This window comes from Spirosoma endophyticum (assembly GCF_900112365.1).
Taxonomy (GTDB): Bacteria; Bacteroidota; Bacteroidia; order Cytophagales; family Spirosomataceae; genus Spirosoma; species Spirosoma endophyticum.
This window is the reverse complement of record NZ_FOLQ01000018.1, coordinates 42,235-57,519: the sequence shown is the minus strand read 5'-3', so window position 1 is coordinate 57,519 and position 15,285 is coordinate 42,235. Positions and strand designations below refer to the sequence as shown.

Annotated in this window: 8 protein-coding genes; 5 read left to right on the top strand and 3 right to left on the bottom strand. The window is 50.9% G+C overall.

The features are described from left to right. Positions 1-260: 260 nt before the first annotated feature. The gene (gene katG, locus BM202_RS28140; protein ID WP_093832505.1) at positions 261-2,534 is read right to left on the bottom strand and encodes a catalase/peroxidase HPI; all 2,274 of its coding nucleotides are present in this window, start codon (positions 2,532-2,534) and stop codon (positions 261-263) included. Between the two features lie 316 nt (positions 2,535-2,850). On the opposite strand from katG, the gene BM202_RS28135 reads away from it, so the two are divergent. The 5 genes from BM202_RS28135 to BM202_RS38375 all read left to right on the top strand — a co-directional run bounded on the left by BM202_RS28135 (position 2,851) and on the right by BM202_RS38375 (position 11,608). Next, on the top strand, positions 2,851-3,717 hold the full coding sequence (locus BM202_RS28135; protein WP_093832503.1) for an alpha/beta fold hydrolase: 867 nt from the start codon (positions 2,851-2,853) through the stop codon (positions 3,715-3,717). A 49-nt stretch (positions 3,718-3,766) separates the two neighbouring features. Further along, a complete protein-coding gene (locus tag BM202_RS28130; RefSeq protein ID WP_093832501.1) occupies positions 3,767-4,930 on the top strand; it encodes a DmpA family aminopeptidase in 1,164 nt (387 codons plus the stop codon). Between the two features lie 49 nt (positions 4,931-4,979). Then, positions 4,980-6,272 carry a Zn-dependent hydrolase gene (locus BM202_RS28125; protein ID WP_093832499.1) on the top strand — a complete coding sequence of 431 codons (1,293 nt, stop codon included), beginning with the start codon at positions 4,980-4,982 and terminating at the stop codon, positions 6,270-6,272. 174 nt (positions 6,273-6,446) lie between these two features. After that, entirely contained in the window at positions 6,447-7,523 is a 1,077-nt protein-coding gene (locus BM202_RS28120; protein ID WP_093832497.1) for a hypothetical protein, read from the top strand. A 299-nt stretch (positions 7,524-7,822) separates the two neighbouring features. After that, complete coding sequence (locus tag BM202_RS38375) at positions 7,823-11,608, top strand: S8 family serine peptidase (RefSeq protein ID WP_093832495.1); 3,786 nt, start codon at positions 7,823-7,825, stop codon at positions 11,606-11,608. Between the two features lie 140 nt (positions 11,609-11,748). Here the strand turns inward: BM202_RS38375 and BM202_RS28110 are convergent, their stop codons facing one another. After that, entirely contained in the window at positions 11,749-13,383 is a 1,635-nt protein-coding gene (locus BM202_RS28110) for a carbohydrate-binding protein (protein WP_093832493.1), read from the bottom strand. A 118-nt stretch (positions 13,384-13,501) separates the two neighbouring features. Continuing rightward, positions 13,502-15,271 carry an L-lactate permease gene (locus tag BM202_RS28105; RefSeq protein WP_093832490.1) on the bottom strand — a complete coding sequence of 590 codons (1,770 nt, stop codon included), beginning with the start codon at positions 15,269-15,271 and terminating at the stop codon, positions 13,502-13,504. Positions 15,272-15,285 lie beyond the last annotated feature (14 nt).

The following is a 15,285-nucleotide window of genomic DNA, read 5'->3' as shown; positions in this document are numbered from 1 at the left end:
GCAACGACGAACCGCTCCGTGGACAATAAATAACCAAACTTAAAGATACTACTCAATTAGTAGCCGATATACTACGAGTATTGCCTGATTTGACCTGTAAAGTTGATTTCAAAGAAGCCTAACCGTTGTGTGAGCAAAATGCCCTTCCATTCGCCTTGATCCAATCTCGTTTTCGAAAAGGTTGGACGTAAAAAAGGTAGCCCGTTTCCAGACTACCTTTTATTAGGTTACACGAGTACCTGACTCCGCTACACCTGCTATTAGACTAGATCGAAGCGGCCAAGATTCATCACCTTAGTCCATGCCGCGACAAAGTCCCGTACAAATTTCTCCTGCGAATCGGCAAATCCATACACTTCAGCGATAGCGCGGAGTTCTGAGTTCGAACCGAAGATCAGATCGACACGGGTGCCCGTCCACTTAGGTTCGCCCGTCTTCCGATCACTGCCCATAAATACGCTCTGGGCATCCGAAGTGGCCCGCCAGGTAATGCCCAGATCGAGCAGGTTGACGAAATAGTCATTGGTGAGGGCTTCCGGACGTTCGGTAAAGACACCATGTTTCGAATGATCGAAGTTTGTGTTGAGCACCCGCAGGCCGCCCACCAGCACCGTCATTTGAGGAGCCGTCAGCGTCAACAGTTGAGCCCTGTCGATCAACATATCTTCAGCCGCAGACTTATGTCTGGGGTTCAGGTAGTTGCGGAAGCCATCGGCACCTGGTTCCAGGGCATTAAATGACTGCACATCTGTTTGCTCCTGCGTTGCATCGCCACGTCCGGGTGTAAAGGGTACCGTGATTTCGTGACCGGCATTTTTAGCAGCCTGCTCGATACCGACACTGCCACCCAGCACGATCAGGTCAGCGATTGAAATCCGGGTATCTCCCGATTGGATGCTGTTGAACTCTTCCTGAATACTGGTTAACGTGCTCAGTACGCTGGCTAATTGTGCCGGATCGTTAACTTCCCAATCTTTCTGCGGAGTCAGGCGAACACGGCCACCGTTGGTGCCACCGCGCTTGTCGGAGTTGCGGTACGTAGATGCCGAAGCCCAGGCGGTAGATACTAGCTGAGGAATCGTCAGGCCAGAAGCAAGAATATTAGCTTTCAGGGCTGCAACATCCTGATCGTTGACCAGCGAATGCGTAGTAGCCGGAATCGGATCTTGCCAGATCAGTTCTTCGGTTGGTACTTCCGGACCGAGATAGCGCTCGACTGGACCCATATCGCGGTGCGTTAACTTGAACCAAGCCCGCGCAAAGGCGTCGGCAAACTCGTCCGGATTTTCGTAAAAACGTCTTGAAATCTTCTCGTAAGCAGGATCGGCCCGCAAGGCCAGGTCGCTTGTCAGCATCATAGGAGCATGGCGTTTCGACGGATCGTGAGCATCGGGTACGGTTCCGGCTCCGGCTCCCCCTTTGGGCTGCCACTGGTGCGCGCCACCTGGGCTTTTGGTCAGTTCCCAATCATAGGTGAACAGGTGTTCAAAATAATCGTTGCTCCACTGTGTCGGGGTCTTGGTCCATGTAACTTCCAGACCACTGGTGATGGTATCTGGACCATGTCCGCTGCCAAATGAGTTTTTCCAGCCGAGACCTTGCTCTTCGATGGTTGCACCAGCGGGTTCAGAGCCAACATACTTGCTCGGGTCAGCCGCACCATGGGTTTTACCGAACGTATGGCCGCCTGCAATAAGCGCAACGGTTTCTTCGTCGTTCATGGCCATACGACCGAACGTTTCCCGAATGTCATGCGCCGAAGCAAGCGGATCAGGATTACCCGCCGGGCCTTCCGGATTCACGTAGATGAGGCCCAGATTAGCCGCCCCGAGGGGTTGTTCGAGCGTACGCTCGTGTGGGTTGGCGTACCGTACATTGTCGCCCAGCCATTCGGTTTCAGAGCCCCAGTAAACCGCTTCTTCCGGTTCCCAGACATCTTCACGTCCACCGCCGAAGCCGAACGTCTTGAAGCCCATCGACTCCAGAGCACAGTTGCCGGTCAGAACCAGCAAATCAGCCCAGGAGAGTTTCCGGCCGTATTTTTGTTTGATCGGCCACAGCAGCAGGCGAGCCTTGTCGAGGTTTGTATTGTCGGGCCAGCTATTGAGTGGTGCGAAACGTTGATCACCGGAACTGGCACCACCCCGACCATCGCCAATGCGGTAGGTACCCGCGCTGTGCCATGCCATCCGAATGAAGAAAGGGCCATAGTGACCATAATCGGCTGGCCACCAAGCCTGAGACGTGGTCATCAGATCATAAATATCCTGTTTCACTGCAGCCAGATCGAGCGATTTGAATTCCTCGGCGTAGTTGAAATTCTCGCCCATCGGATCGGACAGCGACGAGTGCTGACGCAGGATGTTCAGTTTCAGCTGATTTGGCCACCAATCACGGTTTGTCGTTCCACCACCGGCACTTTTATTTAATTCCCCGTTCAAAAAGGGGCACTGGCCAACGGTGTTGACTTTGCTGTCATCGTTGACGTCCCATACGGAGGGGTCTTGCGTATCTTGCTTTTCGATATTTTCCATTCTTCGGTAATAGGTTTATTGTTTGACGAGTCAAATTTACATGAATCGAAGACATAGTCCTTATCTATTGTTCTTATGTGATCATAGATTATATAGATAAGTCTGCGTTACGTTTACTAGGGTAAGGTTCATTTTTCCGTTTACTACCCATTCCGCTTATTCGTAGCCCTGGACGAATCAAAAACGATACAAATTGCCAATGAATTGGAAAAACAATGTTTTTACGTTAATATTTGATCAGGCGCCGGGTTGTTTGTTCGAAAATAAGCAACCTGTCGTAGCTTACGTCTACGCAAGTTAAACACGTATCAAATCCATGCACAGACTAAAAACGCTGGCCGTTGCTCTGGCTGCTTCGTTATTGATGGTATCGGCCTTCGCCCAACCGGCAGTATCCGTTATGTCGTCTGGCACCACCAACTATGGGAGTAATGCCAAAGCCGGGAAGTTTGCCAGCATCCGGGGTTTCAGGATGTATTACGAAATCTATGGCGTAGGTAAACCCCTGCTTTTCATTCATGGGAATGGCGGTTCTATCAACAACTTCAAAAACCAGATTCCGTATTTCGCCAGGAACTACAAAGTGATAGCGGTCGACAGCCGGGCCCAGGGAAAATCAGCGGATACCAGCGATTCGCTCACGTATGAAATGATGGCCGATGACTTTAACGCCCTGCTGAATCAGCTTCATCTGGACTCGTGCTACGTGGTTGGCTGGAGTGACGGCGGTATCGATGGGTTATTGCTCGCGATGCGGCATCCCGAAAAGGTAAAGAAACTGGCCATTACCGGAGCCAACTTATGGCCCGACACGACGGCTATTGAACCAGGCCTTTTTCAGAGTATTGTAGCCACGAATGATAGTCTGGCTAAAGTGTCGCAAACACCGGCTGTCAAAGCACAGAAGAAACTGCTGAATCTGATGGCCCTCCATCCCCACCTGTCAACGGCGGACCTGAAACAGGTACGTTGCCCAACGCTGGTGATCGGTGGTGATCATGATGTCATTTTGCCGAAGCACACGCTGGTCATTGCCGAAGCTATTCCCAAAGGGTATCTGTGGATTTTACCCAACTCCGGCCATTCGACACTCATTCATTACAAGGACCTGTTCAATCAGGTGGTCGGGGATTTTTTCAAAACGCCTTATCGGAAAATAAACGGCATGGCAAAGCTGGAGTGAGTCTGGCACCAAAAGTTAGTTCAAACGGCTTCTGAAAACGACGTAGCGCATGGTCAACTATTTTACTGTACTGATTCTATTCTTCTCCATTCAATTTTCGGTAGTTGGGCAAAAACCAAGAGCCAGAGACATTGGTATTCCCTTTACGGGAACGCCCGGAAAATTCAATGCCATAACCGATGTAAAGGGCGTAGAGGTTGGCTATAGCACCATCATTTCCGGTCAGGGAAAAAACATACGGGGAAAAGGCCCCGTCCGAACGGGCGTCACCGCCATATTGCCGAGGGGTCGAACGAATAATCCTGTTTTTTCAAATTGGTATTCGTTGAATGGTAATGGAGAAATGACGGGAACGACGTGGATCACAGAATCCGGGTTTCTGGAAACGCCCATCATGATCACGAATACGAATAGTGTGGGCGTTGTGCGGGATGCCGTATTGAAGTGGTTCGTAAAAACGGGCTGGTATAAAGAGGATTACTGGTACACGTACCCGATTGTGGCAGAAACATACGATGGTGGTCTGAATGATATTTACGGGTTTCACGTCAAAGAAAGCCATGCTTTTGATGCCCTGGACAAGGCTAAATCGGGCCATCTGGAGGAGGGAAATGTAGGGGGAGGAACCGGTATGATGTGTCTGGGTTTCAAAGGAGGCACTGGAACATCATCAAGACGCGTAAAAATCAAAGATTCAACCTACACCGTCGGTGTATTGGTGCAATCGAATTTCGGCACCAAACGCCATTTGACCGTTGCTGGTGTACCTATTGGGGAGGAATTGAAAGACACGCTGAATTATGAGATTAAAGGCCCGCCATCCTATAAACAGGAAGGCGACGGTTCCATCATCGTCGTTGTCGCGACCGACGCCCCCTTGTTGCCGCATCAATTAAAACGTATAGCCACCAGAGTCTCACTTGGCGTGGGCATTGTTGGTGGGAAAGGGAACAATGGGTCAGGCGATATTTTCATTGCCTTTTCGACGGCAAATTCAACGGCTTTCCAACGGGATAAGGTCACTAAACTGGATCAACTTCCCAATGATCAGATGAATCCACTGTTCGAGGCTACCGTTCAGGCCGTCGAGGAATCCATTATTAATGCGATGGTTGCCGCCGAAACAATGGAGGGTATTAACGGGAATAAGGCGTATGCGCTGCCCCATAAGTTGGTTACTGATTTACTGAGAAAGTATAATCGAATTAAGTAAGCGAAGCACCCGAAGACCAAAAATTTACATCAATCCCTTCTAACAACCTATGAAAAACACACTACTCATTTGCCTGATGCTGGCTTCCTCCGTGGCTCTTGCCCAGCAAAATACAAGCAACCTGAAAATCAATCAACAACGAATTCAGATCCGACTCCTGGAGCTATCAAAATTTGGTCAGCTGCCCAATGGTGGAATAGGGCGGGTGGCCTACAGCAAAGCCGATCAGGAAGGTCGCACCTACTTTATCGGGTTGATGAAAAAGGCCAAACTCGACGTAACAATCGATTTCGCCGGGAATATTATTGGTCGACGAAAAGGAAAAAATCCATCCCTGAAGCCCATCGGCTTTGGCTCCCACATCGATAGCGTACCGAATGGCGGCAATTACGATGGACCCGTCGGTTCGATTAGCGGGCTGGAACTGATCGAGACCCTTAACGAAAATAACATTGTCACCGAACACCCTCTGGAGTTGATCATTTTTGCCAATGAAGAAGGTGGTACGGTCGGCAGCGGTGCCATGATTGGCAAAATCACGCCTGACGCGCTGAAGTCGGTCACCCAAAGTGGACTTACGATTGCCGACGGTATCCGGGCCATCGGCGGCAACCCCGATAGCCTAAGCAAAGTGGTGCGAAAAAAAGGCGATTTGACCGCATTTATCGAACTGCACATCGAACAGGGCGGTATCCTGATGACCGAAAACCAGCAGATCGGCGTGGTCGAAGGTATTGTTGGAATTGAACACTGGGATGCCACCGTTGACGGGGTGCCCAACCATGCGGGCACGACTCCGATGGCGATGCGACGTGACGCGCTCCTGGCAGCCGCGAAGCTTATTGTTGCCCTGAATGAGGTGATTACCAGTCACGAGGGAAAACAGGTCGGTACGATCGGTAAAATTGCGGCCGAGCCCGGCGCCTACAATGTTATTCCGGGCAAGGTGGTGCTGGGCGTGGAAATCCGGGATTTGTCGCATGATAAAATCTGGAGCTTGTTTCACGAAGTAGAAGCAAAAGCCCAGGCAATTGCCAAAGCCTCCGAAACGACCATTACGTTCAAGCAGTCTTCGATAGGGGTAACGCCCGCCCTGACGGCCAAACCGATTCAGGATAAAATCATCAGTGCGGCCAAAACGTTGGGCTTTACGTACCGGTACATGCAAAGTGGGGCCGGACATGATTCGCAGGAAATAGCGCAAATCGCACCCGTGGGGATGATCTTTATCCCCAGCGTAGGCGGTATCAGCCATTCGCCCAAAGAATTCTCGAAAGGGGTCGATATCGGCAATGGTGCCAATGTGTTGCTGCAAACGTTGCTGTCTATCGACCAGAAATAAAACGAGTCTGTCTATTACTTTCCTGATACGTAGCAGATTTGTCGTAAAAAGATTACTCAGCAGATGAGCCGAAACGTAAATAGTGGTAATAAAACGATACCCGGCTGACGAGATCAAACAGGTAGAATAGACCGTGTTTTATTCCTGGTTAATTAGCTGACAAACCACACACCCATGCTCGGATACATTTTCTTTTTTATTACCGTCCTTTTCTACATCGGCCTGGCCATGATTATGCCGCCGAAACCCATCACGGGGGGTAACAATTCCATGGGCTACGGGCTGGCGCTGGTCTATTTATCACTGGGTTTCGCCGTCAGCAGCCTGATCCTGACGATTAGTATTCGCTCGGCAGGTGGATTTGATTGGGTCTCTTCAGAAGCCCTGACGCGTACGGGTCTCGTCCTGCTGGCCTGGTTGGGGGTAGCGTTAACGATCTTTTTTTGTGCCTTATTCAAACAGGAATGGCATGAGGATGGGCTGTATCCCTCGTTTTTGCACTGGATAGCTATGGGGTATGGTCAGTTATGGATACCCTTGCTGTGGTTAATGGCCTGCTTACTCTCGCTCAATCCAGCCTGGCTCTCCACGCTTCCGCTCCAGGCGTTTAACATTCCTTTTTGGGTTGGATTAAGTATCAGTACGTTGTATAGTGGTGGATTACTGGTTGGATATGTGCGCGAGTCCGTACAGCAGGCGCAGGCTCGGGTAGCCCGTCAACTCGACGATGAAAAACGGTGGCATCAGATCCGGCTGGATGAGGTTGCTGCATATAAGTCCGGCGATCCTATCATCACGTTGCTAGGCTATTCGGGTCGCTATCAGGACGATGACGTCCGTCAGGCGGCTCTTGTCAAAATTAAAGCCCATCCCAACTGGGAAGCGGAGTTACTGGATCTGCTGACCCATAAAAGGGGCGATCGGGAAGTATATAATTTTCTGGATGGTAACCTCGTAGACCATCCGGGGGAGTTTGTCGAGCCGTTGAAACAAAGTATCCTCCGGCTGTCGGCAAGCATAAAAGCTGACATTAAAGACAGCAACAATCTTCAATCCTGGAGCTTCGAAATGTATGGAGTTGACCAGCTACTACGTGCCATTGATGATCAGTTTTCGGGCCAGGGTAATGAGTTTTACCCGGATGTAATCCGCCTGCAACAGGCGCTGAATACTCCGCCACCCGAACGATTCAAAGGCATTCATTTTGCGACGACCGACCTGGTGAATACCTGGCTGGCCAGACACCGATAATTGTGAGGCTTCGGAGGTAATCGACTTGTGTCCATTATTTTATAAAAATATCCTTCGTGCATCAGTACACTAAGTTTTTTTGGATCATGCCATAATATACTAGGTTTTTGGTACATGAGCAGCAGCTTTTTCCTGCGGAAATGTGGAACTTGTAGCACCAAAATCTACTTCTCGCGGCTGCCATGGATCACACCTACTCCATAAACTACCGGTGTTTCCCAAATCCGCCACGACTTGGTCTGTTTTAAACCAATACTACGTATCAATTTCCTCTTTTTTAATTCCAACTCAATTTTATCATGACTCGTTTTTATGCTTTTTTTTCAACGTTGACCCGCTTCATCCTACCGGGGCTGTGCGTGTTATTGGGTGCGTTACCGTTTGGTAGCCAGGCCCAGGTGGGTAAGTTACCCCAGGTGAACAACAATTTCCCGCTTAAAAGCCCGGCGCAGACGCAGGCAAGCAGTCTGACGGCTGGCAACCAGGGTCAGCCTACTGCCAGTCAGGCCATCGCTGGTCAGTATATTGTGGTGTATAAGAAAACCTCAACGGCCCAGGCGCGCGTGATGTCCATCCCATCTTTTCCGCAGCGGCAGCAACTGATGCGGGAAGAAGCTAACGCTACGTTACTGAAAAATAAACTTTCCGGAAAATCGATACTGCATGTATACGATACGGCGCTGAAAGGTTTCGCGGTGAGCGGCTTGACAGGAGCTGAGGTCGACAAACTGCGTCAGGACGATCAGGTGGCCTACATTGTGCCCGACCAAACCGTTTTCTTGAACGATGTGGATGCGCCTACGATGCTGGCTGCCAGTTGCAATGGCCCTTCCATTACGCTCAACGGGGTGACGAACTACGCCGTAGGTACCGCTACCTTCGGGTCGACGGGCTCCGTTTCCGGCGAGGTGATACTGGTCAATGACGGGTCCGCTCCTGTAACGGATGGCTGTGGCGTCATTCAAAATAACATCGCGGGAAAGATTGCCCTGATTGATCGGGGTACCTGCGATTTTGTTGCGAAAGCCACCAATGCACAACAGGCCGGGGCCATCGGGGTTATCATTGTTAATAACGCGGCAGGAGATGCGCCTAATATGAGCGGTACATCGCCTGTGGTAACGATCCCGGTGCTGTCGCTTAGTTTGAATGATGGAAATGCGCTAAAAACGGCACTGACTACCGGGACTGTAACGGCCATCCTGGACAGACAGCTACCTGACGCTCTGTCGCAGTGTATACCCTGGGGTATCAGCCGGGTAGGCGGGGGTGCATCGGGGGTGGGGAAGAGGGCCTGGATCATTGATTCAGGCATAGATCTTACACATCCTGATCTGAACGTAAACACCGGACTGTCTACTACGTTTGTTCCGAATACTACTAGCGCGGCTGATATCAACGGTCATGGTACACACGTTGCCGGTACGATAGCCGCCAAAGACAATGGGTTTGGCGTGATTGGTGTAGCCGCTGGTGCTGAGGTCGTGGCCGTAAGGGTTTTTCTGGACGAAACTGGCACCGTTTCAACGATAGTGGCCGGTGTAAACTACGTAGCGGCTCATGCGGCCAGTGCGGATGTCGTCAATATGAGTCTGGGTGGTGCGCCCAGCCAGGCAATCGATGATGCCGTGCTCGCTTTGTCGGGGGTATGTAAGGTCGTTGTGGCCGCAGGGAATGATGCGAAGAATGCTAACTACGTCAGCCCCGCCCGGGTCAATGGATCGAACATCGTCACGGTGTCGGCCATGGATATTTATGGTAAAATAGCCAGCTTTTCCAACTACGGTAACGGCCCCGTTGATTACAGTGCACCAGGGGTCAACGTGGCCTCCTGCTACATAAATAATGGCTATGCCTACCTGAGTGGTACCTCGATGGCCGCTCCTCACGTAGCGGGGATACTATTGTTGGGCACGATTTGCGCGAGTTCAAAAATTACGGGTGACCCGGACGGTACGCCCGACCTCATCGCAACCGTGTTTAATGCGGCCAATAATGTCGACAATGATCATGACAACGTAACCGTTTGTGGAGGTGACTACGACGACAACGACGCAACGGTTTACCCCGGTGCGCCCGAACTTTGCGACAATAAAGACAATAACCAGAATGGACAGATTGATGAAGGAACTGCCTGCTGTCCGGCTGGTCTTACTGCAGGTATATTATATGTAAATGCCAGCGCTACGGGAGCCAACAACGGCCTTAGCTGGGCAAGTGCCTTCACGTCGCTGCAAGCTGCCCTGACGGCAGCCAAACGCTGCACCCAGGTTGCGCAAATCTGGGTCGCCAAAGGCACGTATTACCCTGGTGTCGATGCGTTTGGTAATGCCAACCCAACCGACCCGCGCACCAGGTCGTTTGCCATGCAAAACAACCTGGCTATTTACGGCGGCTTTGCCGGAAATGAACCCTCGAATTTTAACCTCAATCAACGGAATCTGGGCACGAATCCGACTATTCTCAGTGGCGACATTCAGCAGGACAACTCGCTCGCGAACAATTCGTACCACGTCATCCTTAATTTCCCCGCGTACGGCAATCCCCTCACCAGCACGGCTATTTTAGATGGGTTTACCGTACGGGATGGCGTTGCCAATTTCGTGGTTACCAGTGGGACAACATCCAATCTGTCAGTGCCGGATAGCTACGGTGGCGGCTTATATAGTTACGGGTCAAGCCCTTCAATCAGGAATTGTACAATTTATAACAATGTGGCGTATGTCGGTGGTGGCATGATGAATAATACCTCAAACGCCAACCTGCTATTTAATTACTTTATTGCCAATGTTGGGTTTGTTTCCGGTGGCGGTCTGGCAAATGCATCCGCATCACCCACGCTGGCCTATAGCGCCTTTGCCGCAAACAGTACGACGAGTACAGGGAGTGCCGGTGGTGGTGTCTATAATGATGCGTCGTCACCTACGCTGGTGAACTGTTTTTTCCAGCTTAACAATAGTCAATATGGGGGTGGTGTGGCAAATTTCAATACATCGAACCCCACACTGACGAATTGTTCGTTTTCGGGCAACAGTGCGGCCCTGGTTGGTGGTGGCATCTATAATTATAACGGCTCGTCACCTACCATTAAAAACAGCATTATCTGGGGCAATAGTACGGAGGTGAGCAGTCAACCGGCATCAAGCACGATATCCGTCAGCGTTCCTTTGTTAACGTATAGCATCATTCAGGGCGGCTGGTCGGGCTCCGGTTCTAACAACCTCAACCTCGATCCCCGATTTATCAGCCAGCCAGTTATTGGCTCGGTTGTACTTGGAGACCTTAGTCTGGCGTCCTGCTCCCCGGCTATCAACGCCGGCGACCCAGCCACGACTGCGGCTACTGCCGGCACATTCGATGTAGCGGGTAATCCGCGCTTTTATAACGGTGGGCGCATTGATATGGGAGCCTATGAATTTCAGGGCTCGCCTACTACGTTGCCAACGGCTGGCTTAACGGCCAGCGGGCTGCTCAGTACGCCGGGTGCCAGCGTCACCCTGACGGCTTCGCCTGCTACCGGCGTAACGTACGTGTTCAGCGCGGGCGCTACCCAACTCAATGGGGGTAACCTGGCCAGCGTCACTCAGGCCGGTACGTATTCAGTGGTGGTAACGGCGGCTGCCGGTTGCTCATCAACGGCCAGCACAACCGTAGCGCTGGCCCCCGACCTAATCTCTATTCTGTATGTGCAGCCTACTACCCTCTATGGCACCACTAACCTATCAGTGGTGGTGAAGGTTGCTGAACTGAATCAGGTGGCCACCACTGGACCCGTCGTGATTCGTTTTGCCAGGGACCCGTTGCTGACGCTGAGCTTTGATCCGAACCAGACGCTGGTCGCTGGACGGCCGGTTCAGAACAGTGGGTGGGTGTTCGATACGTCTAATGGCGACTTTTATACCTTAACAAATAATCAGCCCAATGCGGCCAGTAATTCACGCTCCGTTGGGCTGACGGGTCAGTTCCTGCCGGGCAACACGAAAGGGAGTTTAGGGGTGAGTATGGTGGTTCAGGGCGCTGGAGTCGGGGAGTTGCGGGTGGATAACAATTCGGACGCCGAGAAAATCGATTACTTCAATAAGTGATGTGAGTACAGATCAGTTTTCAGGCTGAACGAACGGTAAAAAAGCCGGGCAGAAGTTCTGTCCGGCTTTTTGCAACCAACCTATACGTAAAAAAAGTTTTGGATAATGCTTTAGTCAGTGGCTGAAAACGGTTTTTGAACTCAGTGCGTTTTTGTGGATGCTTTCGTTTTGAGAGCACCAGGTTGTGGTACAAATTCAATGAAATCGACCCGCGCCGTTTCACGGCCATTCGCGACGCCGACGAGTTCAATCACATCGCCCGTATTGATCTTTATGCCGGGTATGGTTTTTCGTTTCCAGCAATCCACGTCTTCATTTAATTGCCAGGAGGCTTTTGGTTTACCGGCGACGGATAGGGATAAATTACCCTGTCCCCCTTTCTCATCCGCATACGAAACCACAATGTCATAGATGCCGGATGGATTGGTAAAAGCAGATTTTGCCGTTCCCTTTCCGGTTGTCTGTACGCAGGGCTCGATCAGAAATTTGTCGGCGGTGTAGCCTGCCAGCGTCATATTTTCAACCTCCATACCGGTGACTGGCGTAAAACCAGCTACACCCGCTTCGCTAAGTCCATTGCGAACGGCCCGTAGCAGCGAATAGGGAGAGCCGTCATAATGCTTGATCCCAATTCCTTTTGCGCCACCATCAACCGAAATTTTAATACTGGATTTCACAATCTCAGGTGTTGTGAGCAGGCGCGTAGGAACGCCGGGGATGATGGGAATATCATTGCCCATGAAATACTTCGTCGTAGCGATTCGGGATTTCCGGTCTGATTTCTGATAGCCATTCTGCTCCGTGTGCGTGGATAAATGAACGGAGTTGATATTGTTCTTTAACTCTTCGAGTGCTAAGCCAGATGTCCTGTCGTTCAGGTCATTCAGCCGGAAATCAATCCCAGGATTGATCTCATGCAGTTTATCCGTAACCAACTTATAAATTTCGGTTGTGGATGCTTTCCGGAAATTGCGCCAGTTATCCAACTGAGGTTGCGCATACGGATTGTCTTTCAGAATGGGGATGGCTGCTTCCATGTCGAAACCCATTGCTTTGGCTTTATGCTTGCAGGATTCGCAGAAACAGGTGCCGCCTTTGGTCGGATCATCGGATCGGCTAAACAACAACATACAGGTCTGAACGTAGTCAACATCGTAGTTTTTGGCCAGATCGCCATAAAGCGCAACCAGATACTGCCGGACATCGGGGTTGTTCGTACAAGGTCGCTCGACGGGATTGTTGTTGATATCCCGTTGCTTAAACTCTTCATGCTGATTGAGGTAGTCCACCGGAATGTACGTGTGAGAAACCTCGACGCCCGCCCGAAGACCACGCGCATGTGCTTTGTCAAGAAGTAGTTTCAGCCAGTCGGTTTCGTTCAGCCAGGCATACTTCGAAAACATAGGTTTGATACGTCCGTAGGCACTCATATCGGGTCGGAAATAAGCTCTGGAGTCTTCGGCATCCCATTCCCGGCGAGCCGGATTGTGGTTAAACAGGAACGTGCCGGGTAGTTTGTCATTGTTGAACGGCCGATGTTCCTGGTGCATGACGGCAATCAGATACACCGAATTTACACCGGCTATGTTCGTCAGGTTGTCGAGGATCAAATCCATACCTTCATCATGCACTTCCCAGGGATAAATGCTGCCGGTGACTTCGAAAGCGGGTGCCGGTACGTTGGATCGCTTGACAAGCTGGGCATTCAACTTGGTTATACAGAGAAAGGCAAAAAACGTCAGCACACATTCTTTTGGAGAAAGGAATAGTTTCATCGAGTTAAGGATTTAAAGGTGGTTTGAACACAGAGACACGGAGAACACAAAGCTTTAGATGCTTAAAAGCCAATGATTTAAAACTCTGTGTTCTCCGTGTCTCTGTGTTCAATAAAAGTTAATTGACCAGGTCCGGTGTTGGGGTTTTCTTCTTCGTCATCGTCACAATCGTCGATGCCAGGACGGTTAACAAAATAGCTAACCCAAGCAGGTAGACATAACCGCGTGATACGTCAGGCGTGGTAACCGTTTTGCTACTGCTAAGCATCTCATAGACCGGAATTGTCCATTTCACTACGTAGGCCTGCGCCAGCACAATCAGGCAGATCAGGAGCAGCATGAAGAAACTATGCTTCACCGTAAAGCGGAATAATTCGGACTCTTTACCGACCAGATTGCCGGCTGCCGCAGCCACGGCGATGGATTGTGGAGAAATCATTTTGCCCACAACACCCCCCGAGATGTTCGCGGCCACAGTCACCACCGGATCGACGCCAATCGACTGAGCCGTAGCGTATTGAAGTTTGCTGAACAGCGCATTGGCCGACGTATCGGAACCTGTAATGAACACGCCCAGCCAACCTAAAACCGGCGCGAAAAATGGGAACATAAAGCCGGTATTAGCCAGCACGGCAGCCAGGGTGAGTGTAATACCCGAATCATTCAGGATGTAGGCAAATCCCAGTACGGCGGCAATGGTCAGGATCGGGAATTTTAGTTGATTTAACGTAGCGCCGAATACTTTTGCCCCCTCGCCATACGTCAGGCCGATCAATGGAATGGCTACGAGGTCAGCGATGAGTATGGCGGTTCCGGCGGCTGATAAATAATTGACCTTGAATAATTTAGGTAGTACGGTTCCGTCCTGTCCCACAATGGCATTATGAAGTCCCGGAAATTCAAACTGGAACATCCCAACTGAGTTTAGCACGTCCTTGATCGGCTGCATGCCCCAGGCAATTACCATGATGGTCAGCACAATAAACGGCGACCAGGCCCGAAGCATCTGCCCGCTCGTGTACGATACGTCGGTGTTGAACGTGGCGGCTGGTTCGTTAGCAAAGCGCCACACCGTTTTAGGTTTCCAGAATCGGAGAAAAGCCATCAGACAAACAATCGAGCCTAGACCCGCGATGACATCAGGCAGGGAAGGGCCTAAATAATTGGACGAAAACCACTGGAGAAAGGCAAACGAAACGCCCGATACCAGCACCGCAGGCCATATTTCTTTCGCTTTGTTGAATCCGGCAATGATCGTCACCAGATAAAAAGGCAGCAATATTGATAGGAGAGGCAACGTACGGCCCACCATCTGCGAGATGGGTAGTTCGGGAATACCGGATACCTGCGAGGCTACCGTAATGGGAATGCCGATGGAGCCAAACGCAACGGGGGCGGTGTTGGCAATCAGGCAGATCCCCGACGCATAGAGAGGATTGAACCCTAGTCCGACCAGCATGGCGGCTGTAATGGCCACCGGTGCGCCAAAGCCCGCCGTGCCTTCCAGAAACGAACCAAACGAAAATGCAATCAGGAGCGCCTGCAATCGCCGGTCGGACGTAATGGCCGCCATGAAGTGCTTGATAATTTCGAACTGGCCACTTTTAACGGTCAGGTTAAAGAGGAACACCGACATGATCACCAGCCAGCAGATAGGGAAAAGACCGTACAAAGCACCATGCGCGATGGACAGAACGGCTAGTTTTACGGGCATGCCATAAACCAGAATCGCAATGAACGTAGCAATGACGATGGCGATGAGACTGGCTTGATAACCCTTCATTTTCCGGATGATCAGTGCCCAGAAAATAAAAATAATGGGCACTGCCGCCACCAATACGGACAACGCTATATTGTTAAGCGGGTCAATAACCTGTGTCCATTTCATAGAGATAAATGCGT